The organism is Paenibacillus sp. PAMC 26794, from assembly GCF_000316035.1.
Classification (GTDB): domain Bacteria; phylum Bacillota; class Bacilli; order Paenibacillales; family Paenibacillaceae; genus Paenibacillus.
Window position 1 is genome coordinate 37,668 of sequence record NZ_ANHX01000015.1, and the last position, 15,788, is coordinate 53,455.

A 15,788-nucleotide genomic window follows, 5' to 3' on the forward strand; every position below is an offset into this window, starting at 1 on the left:
AAGTCTTCTTATAGGGTAAATGACTACATTACCCTATATTCACCCTAGCCTTAGAACAATTCTTTAGTGAGGTTCTCTAATCGAGTCTCAAATCCATCCTGTTCCAATTCAGTTTGCAAGACCTGATTAAACGTTTGAAGTGCTTTCTTGTATTTATTCTCTCCAAGCTCCGTAATACGAGTGTATATGCCACGTCGGTCATCTTCACATGCATGTCTTTCCAGAGCCCCACAGTCTTTGGCTTCCATCCTAACGACGAGCCTGGAAGTAGCACTTTGGCTCAACCCTACTAGCTCTTGAAGTTGCTGTAGGCGTAATTCCTTACCCTCCGCATTATATATGAAGTTTAACACATAAAATTCCTTCAAAGATAAGTCATATTGTTGAAGCAGAGCTTGTTCCAGCTTCTCGTTCAGATGGGTATGAATGTTAGAGAAAGCCAACCAAACATTCAAACGTTCACTCTTTTGCTGCAATCTAGATCACCCCACTTGATATTTAATGTTCATCAGCTGTTATCCTATTGTATCAAGCTTAATTACATTGGTCAAAATCCATCCAAGTTCGACGTATATAACATTCTAAGCTCATAAGAAGAGCATTTCCCCGTCTTGTAACGACGTTTGGAAATGCTCCAGTGTTACCATTTATGCAGTCTAATCTTACTTCGCGGTAAGCAGGCTATCGGAAATAAATTGCAGCTGACCTTCCAATGTTAACGGATCGTTGTACGAGTCTGAAGTCGGATCAAGCTGGAACACATGATTTGCCTTCACCGCAGGCAAGTTCTCCCACAAGGTATTATCATATACGATCTTGGGATCGGTTGTATCTCCCGACCACGGGCTGGTGAAGATGATATCCCCCGCATACTCCGGTAATAGTTCCATGGAGATCGAAGCCCATCCAGTTCCGCTGTCAATCGCTTCAGCTTGGGCCTTGGCTGGTGCCTTGAGATCAAACTCCCCGTAAATAATCTCACCGCCTCGACCATAGTTATGACCGAATACAAATAATCCTTTGGCGTATGGATTCAGTATGGAAACGGTACGATCGCCTACAGCTTCCTGAACCTTGGGCTTCAGTTCGTTGATCTTCGCTTCCCATTTAGCATTCCAAGCTTTCGCTGCGTCTTCTCTATTGGTGAGCTTACCCATTTCAAGCATTAGATCCTTGAAATTGCGCTTACCATATGCAATCTGTACAACAGGCGCAATCTGCTCCAGCTTGTCGATGCCCTCTGTTCCAGTGTACACGATAAATAAGTCAGGTTTTAAACTGATTAGTTTCTCTGGTGTAGGCTCTTGACCCAGATCACTGGTGCCCGCTGCTGCAAGTTGATCCTTGATATATTTGTTGTTCATCGCTCCTGATAAAGCGCCGACTACCGGTGCATCCAGGGCAACAAAGTAGCCTGTCGAAAATGATGTCAAATCAATAATACGCTTAGGATTCTTCGGTACCTGTACTTCGCCTGCATCCGATTGATATGTAACAAGTTCCTCTTCGGCAGTTGCCGTTGATTCAGCGGAAGAAGCTGAATCCGAGTCCGTCTTGGTTTCTGTCTCCGTAGCCGCATTCGTGCTGTCCCCGTTTGTACTATTGGTCGTCGCAGACTGACCACATGCACTAAGTACAATCAGCAAGATAAGTGCCATCATGATCCATATTGATTTTATCTGTTTACGCAAAATAAACCCACCTTTTCGTTGATATTGATAATCGTTATCAACGATATCATGCTATGCAGGATTTGACAAGTTATGTTTACTTCACCCCCTCTATGAACTCTAACTTGCAAGTCACCAAGTTAAACAGCTATCATCAATAGAGTAAACCATTCACTTTTTTAAAAAAAGAGAGTTTTGAAAAGCCAATGAAACGTAATCAAGGAGGACAACATGGAAGAGATTATATTGTGGTTAAAGTATTTGTTTTTAGGTATTGTTCAAGGTGCGACGGAGCCAATCCCCGTCTCCTCAAGCGGTCATCTGATCATCGCCCAGAAACTTATGGGCATCAAGCAGAATGGATTGTCATTTGAGATTTTAACAAACACAGCATCACTTATCGCTATTATTTTTATTTTCCGGGAAGATATCAAAAAGTTGATTATTGGTGCATTAGGTTACCTGCGTACTCGTAAAGAAGAATATCGAGCAGACTTCATGTTTTGCTTATACATAATTATTGGTACGATTCCTGCTGCTGTCGTTGCAGTCCTGTTCAAGGACCGGATTGAAGAAATTTTCTCGTCCGTATATACCGTTTCCATCGCACTATTGATCACTGGGGTCGCCTTGTGGCTGATTCGTAATCTTCGTGGTCGTAAGCAAGATGGTGATCTGTCTACGAAAGATGCACTGTTGGTAGGTCTGGCTCAGGCGGTCGCTCTTATTCCGGGCATTAGCCGCTCAGGGGCAACTGTAATTGCATCCATCGCTGTTGGCATGAAACAGGAAACAGCTTTGAAGTTCTCCTTTATGCTGTACATTCCCATAAGTATTGGTGGACTCATTATGGGTGTATCCGACATCGCCAATGATCCGAATCGAACACAGCTGGCTATCCCTTATCTGATCGCATTCATCACGACGCTCTTCGTCACGTATTTCTCCATGAGATGGTTTATGGGCATTATGGCCAAAGGCAATCTGAAATACTTTTCGTATTACTGTTTTGCCGCAGGTACATTGTTACTGATCTTCTTATAAAAAATAGTCCACACACCAAAAGGAACAACCAGCGATGGTTGTTCCTTTGTCGTATAGTGGCAGTGCCATATGAGTTACCTCCTCAGTTCCGGCGGAGTTTGATCATTGTCAGGTGCGAGCCATGCAAGCAGCTCCGCTCCAAAAGAGTAGTTTGGATTATCTCCACCTTGCCATTGTGGCATAAGCAGGCGTATTGTTTTTTGAGTCATCGTAAATCCCCTTTACTTCAAAGTAAGGTTAGTATAAACTGAGCCCAAACAAATAAATAGTACGGTCTTTTATGATAGGTACTACCCGGAAGGATAGTGTAAATGATGAGTATGGCTGAATACCACGGTAAAGTTAAAAACATTCAAGATACCCCTTTTGGATATACGTTGTCTGTCATTGGTGGCAAATGGAAAATGGTGATTATGTATCTTCTGGCTGATAACCAGCCTGTCCGCTTCAATGAACTAAAAAGACAGATCGGCGCCATCACGTATAAAACGCTGAGTTCACAGCTTAAAGAATTGGAAGCAGATGGTATGGTGGAGCGGAAAGAATATCCCCAAGTCCCTCCTAAAGTCGAGTACCGTCTGACAGCCAAAGCTGAAACGTTATTGCCCGTTTTGGAAGGACTATGCGAATGGGGTGTTCAACATCAAGAACCTTCGATCAATAATAGCGCAACGGATTGAACGCTTTTGTCTATATTTTCAGATGAGATAATTGGAGTAAATGGAGTATGTTAAAAATGCAAAAAATCGCCAATCGGCGACTTTTTTACTTTTATCTTGTGTTCCTCTGTCCGTTCAGCAAATAAAAGCTGTGATTCGTAGAATTATACTTTTTCGTGTACCAGATCTTTCTGGTAGGCCAATACTCTGTCCCAATTGCCACTGAAAACAGGAATTCGATAATACCCTACACGCTCATACAGCGCTGCAGCTTCTGGTTGCAAGGGGCCTGTTTGCAGTTTCAGATTGGTATAACCAAGTTCGTTCGCAAGACGCTCTGCCTCGGCCAATATAGCCTGAGCAATCCCCTTACGGCGGTAACCACTGCGTGTATACATGCGTTTAACCTCTACAGATGTTTCATCAAGGGGTCTAAGTGCTCCGCAACCAACCGGATTCCCGTCGATCCTGGCAACGATAAAAGCCGCACGGGGCACCTCAACGTCTGACAGTTGAAATCCCGCAGTTCCATCACCGCCATATAACAAACCGAGTTCTTCACTCAGTTCTTTGATCAATAGCAGCGAATCCTCGCTCCGAATATCTTCAGCTGCTGCATGCACGATATGTGTCATCCCACATACCCCCTTTATCTTATTGGACTTATTGGTTTTGATGATATATCTAAATTATCATTCCCAACAGCAAGCGTCAATTCCCCCATCCATTGAATATTTCTATAAGTATCCGCGTATCTTTTTGCCGTCTTTATTCGTTTACATAAGAAATGTAATGAGCAACGATGTATATGAATTTAAATTCTGGGAGGTCTGATATTATGGAAATTTCAAAGGGAATAGCAATGCTTCAGCTTGATTTTGAGGGGAATATAATTCACCCTGTTCTGATATGGGATGAAGAAATGGTTGTGTTAATTGATACCGGATTCCCTGGACAATATGACGATTTGTGTATCGCACTCGAAAAGATTGGTGTGCCGATCAGCCAACTTAAAGCAGTGATTTTGACGCATCAGGATGTGGACCATATCGGGTGTCTTCCCGAGATTTTGCAGGAGTGTGGCTCACAAGTCAAGATATATGCGCATGAGCTGGATAAGCCATATATTGAGGGGCAGCTCCCTCTTCTGAAAGACAGTCACCTTGAGCATCCTCCAATGGGCAAAGTAAATGAAACGGTGACTGATGGTCAGGAACTGCCGTTTTGCGGTGGAATTCGCGTTATTCATACACCTGGTCATACGCCAGGTCATATCAGTCTATATTTGATGGACAGCAAGACGCTCATCGCCGGAGATTCAATGTACAGTGTAGACGGCATGCTTGGAGGCATTCATGAGCCTACTACGCTGGATACAGAGACAGCTCGATTCTCTTTGAAAAAGTATATCGAACTCGACATTACATCTGTGATTTGTTACCACGGTGGACGAAGTCATATGAATGTGAATGAACAGATCTCAAGGCTAGTTAAAATGAACTAACGAATATTCACACTGGACACTCCGGTGACAGAACAACCTTCCGATCGCTGTTATCCCCAGATTTTTTGATTCTTTTTATAAAGGGTAAATCCGGGGATAGCGTATGCTTCCGATGTAGCTTTCTTGCAGAAAGCTTGTAGGCGAACGCTCCGCTTCTTCAGGTTCTTTCTGTCCTCTCCGTTTTGTGTAAATGTTTAGTTCAATTTATATAGTTAAGGGTTTATTGTTTGGCATACTGCAAAATGGCTGTAGCCGCACGAATTCGCAGCTCTTCTTCTTCACTGTGCAACGCTTCTCTCAGCACCTGGAGAGCTGTTTGAATCGTGGCTTCATCTACCCCTGCTGAGAGAGAGTTGGTTGCTTCGGCTGCTATACTGACTGCAAGACCTCGATCCAGTTGTGCTTGTGATATAGGATACTCAAATTTCGCAAGGATGGCTGAATCATTTTGCAGTGCCTGCACTTTGTCATTTAGCTCAGCGAGAGGAATACGACCCAACCATGTAACTCCGCGACGGTGACAGATCAAGTCGTTTTCTGTGCCAGCGGAATCATCGTAATAATAATCCCCGATATCCCCAACATACGTCCATTCATCATCGCTAATTAAGACATAATCTCCATCCTGCATGAGGTTAGCAAACATATGTAGTGTCGCGAGTATGCTCGCCAATTCTGACTCATCCAAGCTATAGTATTGAACCAATTTTTCCTTCCACAGCTCCGGGGGCGTTTGCTCCAGATCTCCCGTACCGGACCAAGTGATTCCAATATAATTTTCTTCCAGAAATGATGCTACTCTGTTGACTCCGTGCACGGTGGACTGAATATGATGCAGATTCATGTGTACCGTCTTCCTTTCTTTCAATCATTCGTATGAACATAGTTAACCATTGTAACATTAGTGGGGTCTATTTCAAACGTAATGATCTCTTCAAGTTCTATACTTCATGCTGAACATACTTTTTGATATAGCCCTAGGCTATAACTAGGTATAATTTAATGGAATTACATTATAACTCCGGATCTGTGATAAATTTTGTGTAACATAAAAGCAGAGGGGTTTTAAACGATGACAAAGAGTAGTGTATTGGGATATCCGCGTATTGGTGCTGATCGGGAATGGAAGAAAGCGTTGGAAGCGTTCTGGGCAGGTAAGCTGGAGGAATCAGAATTTCACGCACGTTTGCAGGAGATCCGTATCGATCATTTGCGCAAGCAACAAGCAAAAGGCATAGACATCATTCCGGTTAATGACTTTAGCTATTATGATCATATCCTGGATACGGCCGTGATGTTTGGCATTATTCCCAAACGATTTGCTTATGATGGTGGCTCGGTTCCGTTGTCCGTATATTATGGCATTGCCCGGGGAACGAAAGATGCCGCAGCAAGTGAAATGACAAAATGGTTTAACACCAACTATCACTACATAGTACCTGAACTGGACGGGGCTTCCCCAACTCTGACGGAGAACAAACCACTTCTCGCTTATCGTGAAGCAAAAGAAAACCTCGGCATTGAAGGAAAACCGGTTATTGTTGGACCGCTAACCTTCCTGAAGCTCTCCAAAGGATATGATAAATCCGAGACAGACGCTTGGCTGGATCGCTTGCTTCCACTCTACACTCAATTGCTTCAGGAACTTGCAAGCGAAGGCGTTCAGTGGGTGCAGGTCGACGAACCTATTCTGGTAACCAAATTAAGCGATGAAGATGTACAGCGTCTGAATAAAATATATAAAACATTTGCCACAGCCGTTCCAGGCCTGAATATCATGCTGCAAACGTACTTTGAATCTGTCGAAAACTACAACGATATTGTTGCACTGCCAGTTCAAGGTGTAGGACTTGATTTTGTACACGGACTCTCTGGTAACACACAATCCATTCAGACATCAGGTTTCCCGGCAGACAAAGTACTGGGAGCAGGTATTATTGATGGGCGTGGAATCTGGAAAGCTTCCCTTCAAGGAAAACTGCAGTTGCTGAATGAACTGGCTGAATTTGTGACACCTGAACGTATCATCGTGCAATCATCCTGCAGCCTGCTGCATGTGCCAGTTACGACAGAACGCGAGGCAAAACTTACATCTGAACTGAAAAATGCTCTTGCATTTGCAGATGAAAAGCTGGATGAGATTGTTCTTTTGACTACAGCCTTATCTTCACCAAGTGCAGAGATTACTGCCAAAATAGACGAAGCAGAGCTTCCACTTCAGGCGCTTCAGCAATCCGAAGACCGGAACCGTACCGCTGTACAGAAAGCCGTTGCTTCCATCAGTGTTCAACAGCCAGAGCGCTCCCGTCCTTTTGCCGAGCGTCATGAAGCCCAACAGGCCAAATGGCAATTGCCGCTCTTCCCGACTACAACGATTGGTAGTTTCCCGCAATCTGCTGAAGTCAGAAAAGCACGTCAGCTGTGGCGCAAGGGTGAGTTGAACAACGAACAGTATGCTGCCTTCATCCGGGAGCAGATTGACATCTGGATTAAGATTCAGGAAGAGATCGGAATTGACGTGTTGGTGCATGGTGAGTTTGAGCGTACCGACATGGTTGAATTCTTTGGCGAGAAACTGGCCGGCTTTGCCTTTACACAGTTCGGCTGGGTACAATCGTACGGTTCACGTTGCGTGAAGCCACCTATTATCTTCGGCGATGTTGCATTCACGGGTGAAATGACAGTGGAAGAAACGAAATATGCTCAATCGCAGACTGAGCGTCCTGTCAAAGGCATGCTGACTGGCCCGATTACCATCATGAACTGGTCATTCGTCCGCGAAGACATTGCTCGTGAGCAGATTGCCTATCAATTGGCGTATGCGTTGAGACAGGAAGTCGAGGCACTTGAACAGGCAGGTATTGGCATGATCCAGGTTGACGAGCCGGCTGTTCGTGAAGGGCTTCCGCTGAAAGAAAATGAACAAGCCGATTACCTGGCTTGGGCAGTCAAAGCGTTCCGTATCTCCACGTGCACGGTGCATGAAACGACTCAAATTCATACACATATGTGCTATTGCGAATTCCATGACATGATTGATTCCATCGAAGCTATGGATGCAGATGTTATCTCCATTGAGACATCCCGTAGTCACGGTGAACTGATTCATAGTTTTGAAGAAAATACGTATGAGCTGGGTATCGGTCTTGGCGTATATGATATCCATAGTCCACGGGTTCCAAGTGTGGATGAAATGAGCAGCATGATTGAACGTGCCCTGCGTGTTCTTGATCCGAAGCTGTTCTGGATTAACCCGGACTGCGGATTAAAAACCCGTGGACAGGAAGAAACGGTAGCTTCTCTGCGTAACATGGTTGACGCAACCAGAATCGCTCGTAACAATCACGCTTCAGCTGCTGTATTGTAATCGGCTGCGAAGCAGCATAGCTTCAAAAGTAAAGCCGGACACCTCTTCGTTAAATGGGTGTCCGGCTTTTTATATGGTTACTTTTAACGTACATTCATTTCACTTGTAACATGGAAATCTCTGGCGTTCCCGCCCCTTTTCTCACCATCCAACGCCTTACGACTAGATACTCTCTTCCAGCCATTGCTGCAACGGTGTATCTTCGGTCAGTTCACCGAGCAGTATGTGACGGAACTCTCCATCCCTATCAATAACCATCGTTGCGGGCAAACCTGTAATACGATACATACCTGATATGCTGCCCGTCACATCAATGATCACCGGGAAATCAAACGCCTGCTTATCCATAAACTCACGGATCGTACCCTTCGATTCCCCCACGTTAACAAACAGCGTCTCCACATCGTTCTGATAGTCCTGAGCAATCTGGTGAACGAGCGGCATCTCCCTGACACAAGGTGTGCACCATGAAGCCCAAAAGTTAATCATGACGGCTTTGCCCCGATAATCCGACAGCTTGACTTGTTCGCCTGCTGAATTAACCGCTGTGAACTCAGGAGCCACGGCACCAGCTTCAATAGCGTTACCTCGCCCAGACTCGGGTGTCGATACATTTTCGAAAATGGCCCATGTACCTGCTAACAATGCGATCACACCAATCAAAATTGTAAGTGTACGTCTGCTTTTAAAACTCTTCTTCTGCAATAAACTCGCCTTCACTTTAAACCAAGACTTTGATGAAATGCTGCATGGAGCGAACCGTATTGATCACGAAAGTCATGGGTGGAACCCTCTCCCACATTACGTCCATGGTTCATGAATATCACCTGGTCCGCAATATCGTCTGCAATCTCCAGCTGATGGGTCGAGAATACGACCATATGGCCATCCTGCTTGATGCCCTTGAGCAGCTGAGTTAATTCCTGCATCCAGAAGGGGTCCAATCCATTCGTTGGCTCATCCATGATGAGCAGTGGAGGTTTGGACAGTACAGCCTGGGCAAATAACACACGTTGGCGCATGCCTTTGGAGAAGGTCGTAACCCGGTTTTTCTTTTGATCCGCCAACCCGACCATGGTTAGCACTTCCTGTACTCTCTCCTTGGGAACTTTCCTCAGAGAAGCCCAGAACAGAAGTACTTCCTCTGCGGTCAGTCCCTGATTAAATTGATAATCATCCGGCATATATCCAATCTGCTGCGAATAACGCTTGCGCTCCTTCAACCAACGAACATTATTCACGACAACTTCACCGGAGGTCGGCCGAAGAATTCCGGCGATCATACGCAGCACCGTACTTTTCCCTGCACCATTCCCTCCACAGAGGGCAAGCACTTGGCCTGAAGTAATGCGAAAGGAGATATCCTCAACAATCGGTTGCTTTTTAATGGATTTGCACAATCCCATCACTTCGAGTCCCACCTTATCCATGAGAACGCCCCCTCTCCCAGATCGCGTAAACAGCCAGGACAGAGCAGGTGATCCAGAACAGGCATATCCCGATAAAGATCCAACTGCCACTTGGTTGCTGCACCCACTCCACCCATCGATAATATTCTGGTCCCAGAATGGAGCCGCCCCCAAGTTTGATCACGACATACAAACGCACCAGCTCTGCCGGATTGATGAGCGTTAGCATAACCAACAGCGGTTTCACCCACAGATAAGGCATCAGTCCCAGAACAGAGAGCAATAAGGTCGGCCACCCAATGACAGCGAAAAACCATACGGTCACCGAGATGGTTAACGCCTGCCACCGATTGCGCGACAACGAACCGATAAATAGAGCCAGCGTCAGGAATAACAACACCAGTCCACAGGAAAATGCCAGAAAAAGAAGATATGTCACGGCATTCAGTGGATTCCCGATTACTCCGCTAATGACCCCCATCAGGCCGTATCCAAACGCAACAATGGTGATTAAAACAATCGACAACCCAAGATACTTGCCCACAATAAAAGACATCGTGCCAATGGGATACGTGGATAGCAGTTGCCAACTGCCGTCTTCCTTTTCGGATGTTAATGAGAAGGAACCCAAGAACAGCGTCATTAATGGTAAAAGATAGAGAATGAGATTCAACATCGAACCTGTGGTGCCCGAATATCCTTCAACCAGATTCTGTGAATTCAGGAGTAACAAACTTAAGCTAAATGTGCAAAAAAGGATCAGAAACGAATACGCCCAAGGATTGCGAAATCCCATTTTCACTTCTCGTCTTGCAACCTGTATCATATCTGACATCATTGATCACCATTTTCTATTGTCATTCCTAGTGGCCTGACTCTTCTTTCATCTCACCTTCCTGATGCATCTCATTACCGTCTCCTTCTTCACCATGCCCATGTTCACCCATCATGTCCATATTCTCTGTGTTCTGTTTCCAGTCATGAGAGGCAAGATCCTCAGCGGTCATAATGGTTCCGACACCTTGCTCTGCAATGAAAGCTTCAGCGGAGGGCTTGTCCTTAAAGTTAAGAATTCCATAGGCCATAGGCGTACGCAATGAAGCATCGTATACATACGTGGCTTTGCTGTATTCAATCCATTCCTTGTCATTATAATCACGTACATAGTCCATGCCGATGTTATCTGTGCCATTTTCTGTTTTCCACTGGTTCATGCAACCGATGTCATCGAACTTGTAATTTTGGCCGTCTTTCGTAGTGAGCTGTGTTGCATATGCATCGTCCTTCACCTGCATTTTACAGATCGCACAGATATCCACGTCTTCATTGATCGGCAATGCCGCGTATTTTGTTCCGCAAGCGGTTAACAATACCATGCCAAACATAAGTACCATAACCATGGACCATCTTCTGTTCAAGCTTTTGTTCATTTTCGTAATACCCCCATATAGATGATTATAAAAGTTGCCATACCCAACAGAACTAGCCCGAACATCCACACCAGATTGGAACCTGCTACCCTTTCCACTGACATGTTCAGATCAGATCCTGTATCCATGCTCATTCGTGGCGAATTGTCGGTAGTCCATTGTTCTCTGCCCTCTGTAAATAAGTCACTCAGAAAGACCATACCCGGCGATTGAAAAAAGAGCTGATACGCTGAATTTCGACTGACCAGTTGCTCATAAAAAGGATTGATGGCATAGGATATTTCACTGATCCCATCCTGATTCAGATCGAGCCCCTGAAAGGAGTCCCAGTAATTCTCCATCATGACATTATTCGGGCTATCCAGCGCTGAAGCTTCAATAACATTAGATACCAATTGGTTACCTGTAAACTCATTAGCTTCTGCCAGAACAAGCTGGATGCCAACAAAATTCCGGAGCACCGCATTTCCACGGATTTCATTGCCCGATGACTCTGCAATATTCATGCCGACACGATTACCCTCCACCACATTGTTGTGAATTGAAGATTGATGCACGTCATACAATAAAATCCCTTGGGAATGAACATTAGTACTTTGTTTGCGAAAAGAATTGCCCGAGATTACCGTATTCTTGACGCCCATAATCATGGCACCTGTCATGTTCTCTTCTCCGGTATTGTCCATGACAGAAGAGCCGTCAATGTACATACAGTGGATGCCATACCTTGTATGTAACAGCCTGTTATTTTGCACGATAGACTTGCGACTGTTCTCCAGATAGATTCCATCCCTCATGCCGGTGATCTCATTGGCTTCAATGTAGCTATCATGGGCGTTGTACAGATCAATGCCATTGCCCTTCTGGCCACTGGAAGCAGAATCAGACCCGACCCAAGTAATGTTGTTCCGCTGAATCGTTGCATGACTCGAATTCCGGATGATCATCCCATACCCCTGGGTCTGAATATGCAGATCCGTGATTTCACTGTTTTTCCCTTCAACCTGAATTGCTGCAGTCTTTTCATTCATATCATGTTCAATTGTAAAACCGCTCAATTTCACCCCATCCGAGCGAATCATTATCGTAGATGTGGCTTCCGCATTAACAACTATGACCGTAGGATCACCCTGAATGGTGACGTTTTTGTCAATCGTCACGGGTCCAGAATAACGACCTGACGCAAGTTCGATGACTTCTCCAGGTGCAGATCGGTCAATCATAGGCTGAAGGGGAATGAGATCACGATGTCCGGAGGAGGCCATGATTGCACCGTGCGGAAGAGATATTAGGAGCATCATCATTCCGATTAGAAAAATTAAACCCGTACCCCGACTCTTCTTACAACTGTTGAATGCACTCAATCCTGCCCAAGGATTACTCATGATTCAAACCGCGCAATTCCGGCTTCTTGTTACAGTTGCTTATTGCTGTGGCAATGTATTCAACGGGTCTTACGTTAATCCAAAATATACGTTGGTTGTACACACCATCCCTCCATTCCACTTAAAATCAACTATTCATGACTCTAATCCATTAAAACTAAGCAAAAAATGAAGCGTTATCACAATCCTGATCACAGTGTACTTAAAATGATATTTTTTCCATATAGCTCAATTAGGCTATAGACACTACATTTTTGTGTCTATATTGTGATGTAAATCAAAAAAAGCCGCCATATTGGCGACTTCTAAGTGATCCTATTATTCAAATGGGTAGGTCCAAAATGTTTCTCTGCCAAAACGTTTCTTGATTTCTTCATTATTCAGCTCACGATTTCCTACAAGCTCTGCTGCCTGGAATTGTGAACGATGGGCACGAATGGACGCCATTTTTTGATCCAAAAACTCGGTTACATCAACGAATACATCCGCTTTCCCAATGTACTGTTCCTGATTATTAGCGAACGCAACGCAGTGAACAATCGGACGTTCATCCACAGAAAGTTTAGCGATTGTACGTATAACAGCGGCTCCCGTTGCATCATGATCGGGATGAACACTGTACCCCGGATAGAACGTAATGACCAGCGTAGGGTTCAACTCTTTAAGTAGCGACATGATGGTGTCTTCCAGTAACTGTGGGTCTTCGAACTCCAGCATTTTATCGTGGAAACCCAGCATTCTCAGGTCCTGAATACCAATCGCTTCAGAAGCTTCGATGAGTTCCTGTTTACGGATGGCAGGCAACGTCACTCGGTTGGCAAATGGAGGAATCCCCATATTGCGCCCCATCTCGCCAAGTGTTAGACAAGCATAGGTTACATGGGCACCGCCATCTATGTATTTGGCTAACGTTCCCGATACAGAGAAAGCTTCATCATCTGGATGTGGATATACCACCAAGATGCGCTCATGCTCATTGTGTGTAGTATTCATATTTATTCAATCCTCCGCTTTCATCAGAACATCTCTCGGCTTAATTGTAACGCCACAACTAGTTTACCTTGGCTGTCGTGACCGGCGAGAATCAGTCTCTCTTGTTCCTGCTCATCAATATGTGTAAGTCCTTCGGCGTAAAGCCATCCCTGCGTCGTTTTCAGACCAACACGGTATGGACCTGTACCTGAAATGGATCCCTGCGTATATCGTATGGCCGCATTAGTAATGAATGCCGATGCTGGATGTTTTGTACTGTCCATGTGTTGTGCGTAAGCACCTGACGTAAGTTCTAGATGTACGTATAAGTCCTGATCAGCAAGATTATTGATCCGGAGCTGAATATCTTGAGGTTTAATCGGTTGCATAGCGGCCTCCTTGTCTAATGTAATTGTACGATTCTCATTTTAACATAACCACAAGAGAATATACATGGAGTGACCCTGTCGCCTCTCATAGAGCGTTCTCATGATGATTCCAGTTTGTTGAAAACAAGAACAGATTTGCGCGTTTTTTTCTCTTTTTATTCATGGATCATATCTATATTATGAAGTGTAGGCAAAAACGCCCGTGAAGAAGAACCTTAAATCTTAAGTGAATCTTGCTCCAACGTGTTTGGAAAGGAGTTTAACTCGACTTGAAATCTCTAATACAACTACTTCATTTTGGCTATCATCAGGCAATGAGCTGCATATTTCCCGTAGCGATCTTTGGAACACTGGCCCTGTCCAGCGTAATTCCTATTCCTTTCCTTCATCGGTATGATGCCATTCTGCTCGTATTGCTTGCTGTGCAGTACCTGATGTATCGAAGCGGCTTGGAGACCCGAGATGAAATCAAAGTCATCTGTGTATTTCACATGATTGGCCTGGTGCTGGAAATCTATAAAGTATGGATGGGATCATGGTCATACCCTGAGCAAGCTTACAGCAAAATCCTAGGTGTCCCTCTTTATAGCGGATTCATGTATGCAAGTGTAGCCAGTTTTATGTGTCAGGTGTGGCGAAGACTGCGAATGGACATGACCGGATGGCCTGGTTTTGCACCTTCGATGCTGCTCGGAGCAGCCATCTATATTAACTTTTTCACTCATCATTTTATGCCCGATTTTCGCTGGTGGCTGACGGCGCTTGTATTTATTGTCTTCTGGAAAACCTGGATTATTTACCGGGTACGAGCAACGACCTATCGAATGCCCTTATCGCTTGCTTTTATCATTGTTGGTTTCTTCATTTGGACTGCTGAGAACATCGCTACATTCTTCAATGCCTGGAAATATCCTGATCAGCATGATGCCTGGCAACTGGTTAGCTTTAGCAAAATTAGTTCGTGGTTCCTGCTGGTCATCATCAGTGTCATCATTGTTGCGCAGCTCAAATATGTGAAGGCCAATCGAACCGCAGATGATCCAAAGTCCAGGTAACTATTTATTCTCTAACCGTAAAACAGCAGCAATCTTAGACTCGTACCTAAAGTCTTCGAATGCCGCTGTTTTTTGCGTGGTTCTATTTGAGATTATTCAACAAATAATGAGCCAAAGCCATCTGCCTCTTCAATGTCTTTGTTGATTAAGAGGTTCTCCTTTTCATCGTATGCTTTGATTGTATAAGGAGGAGTCGCTGATGAAGGCAGGAATGCGTACCAGATTTGTTGGTTCTCACCTGCCTCAACCAGCTTCGCATCGAAAGTTTCGGGCTTTCCATTTTCTTTGATTTCAACAGTTACACGTTTGATAGTGGAGTCTATGATGTCACCAAACAGCATGGGAAACGGGGCCGATACTTTTTCTAATTTCGGTATGCTCATATAATTCAACGCAAACTTGGATTCAACTGATCCATTAATGGAATATCCTCCACCCCATACCCATTTCCATCCGAAAATGTTCTTGCGGGTATACTCCATCTGAAGATTACTGTTGTTTTCCCGACCCTTTTTGTGCGTAAACAAAATCATGCCACCGTCTATAGCCTCCTGATGAAGAAATTGGGAGGTATAAAACTCACCTCTAAATTCCTGAACTGCCCTCTCAGGACTGTTCGCTATAGGAATATGTATAGGTTCACTTAATCCCCAAACCTTGGATATCCGTTGATCGGCTAGCCCACCAGCTCGTTCATTCATATACATATATGTCAGGACTGACAAGGGCGATAGTAAAATTACCAATGCAGTGATTAGCAGAATCCTCCTGTTACGCTTGAACATCTCCATGTACACTCCTTATGATAACGATGAAATATTAAATACAATCACTCTGATATTACCATAATTAGCATATGAATTCTTTGCTCAGTATAATTCGGACAATCAAAAAAGGCCGCCAA

17 protein-coding genes and 1 pseudogene are annotated in these 15,788 nt (G+C 44.5%); 5 read left to right on the plus strand and 13 right to left on the minus strand.

The annotated features are described in order from the left end of the window. Positions 1 to 50: 50 nt before the first annotated feature. Entirely contained in the window at positions 51 to 476 is a 426-nt protein-coding gene (locus tag D829_RS0109045; protein ID WP_017688556.1) for a MarR family transcriptional regulator, read from the minus strand. A 186-nt stretch (positions 477 to 662) separates the two neighbouring features. Beyond that, a complete protein-coding gene (locus D829_RS0109050; protein ID WP_017688557.1) occupies positions 663 to 1,691 on the minus strand; it encodes an ABC transporter substrate-binding protein in 1,029 nt (342 codons plus the stop codon). A gap of 210 nt (positions 1,692 to 1,901) precedes the next feature. Between D829_RS0109050 and D829_RS0109055 the strand changes: the two genes are divergently transcribed. Continuing rightward, entirely contained in the window at positions 1,902 to 2,714 is an 813-nt protein-coding gene (locus D829_RS0109055) for an undecaprenyl-diphosphate phosphatase (RefSeq protein ID WP_017688558.1), read from the plus strand. A 98-nt stretch (positions 2,715 to 2,812) separates the two neighbouring features. Here D829_RS0109055 and D829_RS33370 read toward each other — a convergent pair. Further along, positions 2,813 to 2,923 (minus strand): annotated as a pseudogene (locus D829_RS33370) (arginase family protein); the annotation flags it as partial. 105 nt (positions 2,924 to 3,028) lie between these two features. On the opposite strand from D829_RS33370, the gene D829_RS0109065 reads away from it, so the two are divergent. After that, entirely contained in the window at positions 3,029 to 3,394 is a 366-nt protein-coding gene (locus D829_RS0109065; protein WP_026081085.1) for a helix-turn-helix domain-containing protein, read from the plus strand. 143 nt (positions 3,395 to 3,537) lie between these two features. On the opposite strand, the gene D829_RS30735 is transcribed toward D829_RS0109065, so the two are convergent. Then, positions 3,538 to 4,008: a GNAT family N-acetyltransferase gene (locus tag D829_RS30735; RefSeq protein ID WP_017688561.1), complete on the minus strand. Its 471-nt coding sequence runs from the start codon at positions 4,006 to 4,008 to the stop codon at positions 3,538 to 3,540. A gap of 203 nt (positions 4,009 to 4,211) precedes the next feature. On the opposite strand from D829_RS30735, the gene D829_RS0109075 reads away from it, so the two are divergent. Next, positions 4,212 to 4,877, plus strand: a complete 666-nt coding sequence (locus D829_RS0109075; protein WP_017688562.1) for an MBL fold metallo-hydrolase — start codon at positions 4,212 to 4,214, stop codon at positions 4,875 to 4,877. A 220-nt stretch (positions 4,878 to 5,097) separates the two neighbouring features. Here D829_RS0109075 and D829_RS0109080 read toward each other — a convergent pair whose 3' ends face one another. Further along, positions 5,098 to 5,721, minus strand: a complete 624-nt coding sequence (locus D829_RS0109080) for a hypothetical protein (RefSeq protein ID WP_017688563.1) — start codon at positions 5,719 to 5,721, stop codon at positions 5,098 to 5,100. 228 nt (positions 5,722 to 5,949) lie between these two features. On the opposite strand from D829_RS0109080, the gene metE reads away from it, so the two are divergent. Then, on the plus strand, positions 5,950 to 8,244 hold the full coding sequence (gene metE / locus D829_RS0109085) for a 5-methyltetrahydropteroyltriglutamate--homocysteine S-methyltransferase (protein WP_017688564.1): 2,295 nt from the start codon (positions 5,950 to 5,952) through the stop codon (positions 8,242 to 8,244). Between the two features lie 162 nt (positions 8,245 to 8,406). On the opposite strand, the gene D829_RS0109090 is transcribed toward metE, so the two are convergent. The 7 genes from D829_RS0109090 to D829_RS0109120 all read right to left on the minus strand — a co-directional run bounded on the left by D829_RS0109090 (position 8,407) and on the right by D829_RS0109120 (position 13,829). Continuing rightward, positions 8,407 to 8,949, minus strand: a complete 543-nt coding sequence (locus D829_RS0109090) for a redoxin domain-containing protein (protein ID WP_017688565.1) — start codon at positions 8,947 to 8,949, stop codon at positions 8,407 to 8,409. A gap of 11 nt (positions 8,950 to 8,960) precedes the next feature. After that, entirely contained in the window at positions 8,961 to 9,674 is a 714-nt protein-coding gene (locus tag D829_RS0109095) for an ABC transporter ATP-binding protein (protein WP_017688566.1), read from the minus strand. Further along, a complete protein-coding gene (locus tag D829_RS0109100; RefSeq protein WP_017688567.1) occupies positions 9,667 to 10,488 on the minus strand; it encodes an ABC transporter permease in 822 nt (273 codons plus the stop codon). Before D829_RS0109100 ends, D829_RS0109095 begins: the two co-directional genes overlap by 8 nt. Before the next feature lie 28 nt (positions 10,489 to 10,516). Next, positions 10,517 to 11,083 carry a nitrous oxide reductase accessory protein NosL gene (locus tag D829_RS0109105; RefSeq protein ID WP_017688568.1) on the minus strand — a complete coding sequence of 189 codons (567 nt, stop codon included), beginning with the start codon at positions 11,081 to 11,083 and terminating at the stop codon, positions 10,517 to 10,519. Next, positions 11,080 to 12,468: a NosD domain-containing protein gene (locus D829_RS0109110; RefSeq protein ID WP_152416993.1), complete on the minus strand. Its 1,389-nt coding sequence runs from the start codon at positions 12,466 to 12,468 to the stop codon at positions 11,080 to 11,082. Before D829_RS0109110 ends, D829_RS0109105 begins: the two co-directional genes overlap by 4 nt. 318 nt (positions 12,469 to 12,786) lie before the next feature. Further along, the gene (bshB2, locus tag D829_RS0109115; protein ID WP_017688571.1) at positions 12,787 to 13,461 is read right to left on the minus strand and encodes a bacillithiol biosynthesis deacetylase BshB2; all 675 of its coding nucleotides are present in this window, start codon (positions 13,459 to 13,461) and stop codon (positions 12,787 to 12,789) included. A 23-nt stretch (positions 13,462 to 13,484) separates the two neighbouring features. Further along, positions 13,485 to 13,829, minus strand: coding sequence for a YojF family protein (locus tag D829_RS0109120; protein WP_017688572.1), 345 nt, complete (start codon positions 13,827 to 13,829; stop codon positions 13,485 to 13,487). A gap of 269 nt (positions 13,830 to 14,098) precedes the next feature. Here D829_RS0109120 and D829_RS0109125 point away from each other — a divergent pair, with 269 nt between their 5' ends. Continuing rightward, the gene (locus D829_RS0109125) at positions 14,099 to 14,884 is read left to right on the plus strand and encodes a DUF817 domain-containing protein (RefSeq protein ID WP_017688573.1); all 786 of its coding nucleotides are present in this window, start codon (positions 14,099 to 14,101) and stop codon (positions 14,882 to 14,884) included. A gap of 92 nt (positions 14,885 to 14,976) precedes the next feature. On the opposite strand, the gene D829_RS0109130 is transcribed toward D829_RS0109125, so the two are convergent. Further along, on the minus strand, positions 14,977 to 15,669 hold the full coding sequence (locus tag D829_RS0109130; RefSeq protein ID WP_017688574.1) for a hypothetical protein: 693 nt from the start codon (positions 15,667 to 15,669) through the stop codon (positions 14,977 to 14,979). Positions 15,670 to 15,788 lie beyond the last annotated feature (119 nt).

Coding starts and splice junctions, on each gene's coding strand:
- D829_RS0109055 (WP_017688558.1), top strand. CDS start 1,902: ATGGAAGAGATTATATTGTGGTTAAAGTATTTGTTTTTAGGTATTGTT.
- D829_RS0109065 (WP_026081085.1), top strand. CDS start 3,029: ATGAGTATGGCTGAATACCACGGTAAAGTTAAAAACATTCAAGATACC.
- D829_RS30735 (WP_017688561.1), bottom strand. CDS start 4,008: ATGACACATATCGTGCATGCAGCAGCTGAAGATATTCGGAGCGAGGAT.
- D829_RS0109075 (WP_017688562.1), top strand. CDS start 4,212: ATGGAAATTTCAAAGGGAATAGCAATGCTTCAGCTTGATTTTGAGGGG.
- D829_RS0109080 (WP_017688563.1), bottom strand. CDS start 5,721: ATGAATCTGCATCATATTCAGTCCACCGTGCACGGAGTCAACAGAGTA.
- metE (WP_017688564.1), top strand. CDS start 5,950: ATGACAAAGAGTAGTGTATTGGGATATCCGCGTATTGGTGCTGATCGG.
- D829_RS0109095 (WP_017688566.1), bottom strand. CDS start 9,674: ATGGATAAGGTGGGACTCGAAGTGATGGGATTGTGCAAATCCATTAAA.
- D829_RS0109100 (WP_017688567.1), bottom strand. CDS start 10,488: ATGTCAGATATGATACAGGTTGCAAGACGAGAAGTGAAAATGGGATTT.
- D829_RS0109105 (WP_017688568.1), bottom strand. CDS start 11,083: ATGAACAAAAGCTTGAACAGAAGATGGTCCATGGTTATGGTACTTATG.
- D829_RS0109110 (WP_152416993.1), bottom strand. CDS start 12,468: ATGAGTAATCCTTGGGCAGGATTGAGTGCATTCAACAGTTGTAAGAAG.
- bshB2 (WP_017688571.1), bottom strand. CDS start 13,461: ATGAATACTACACACAATGAGCATGAGCGCATCTTGGTGGTATATCCA.
- D829_RS0109120 (WP_017688572.1), bottom strand. CDS start 13,829: ATGCAACCGATTAAACCTCAAGATATTCAGCTCCGGATCAATAATCTT.
- D829_RS0109130 (WP_017688574.1), bottom strand. CDS start 15,669: ATGTTCAAGCGTAACAGGAGGATTCTGCTAATCACTGCATTGGTAATT.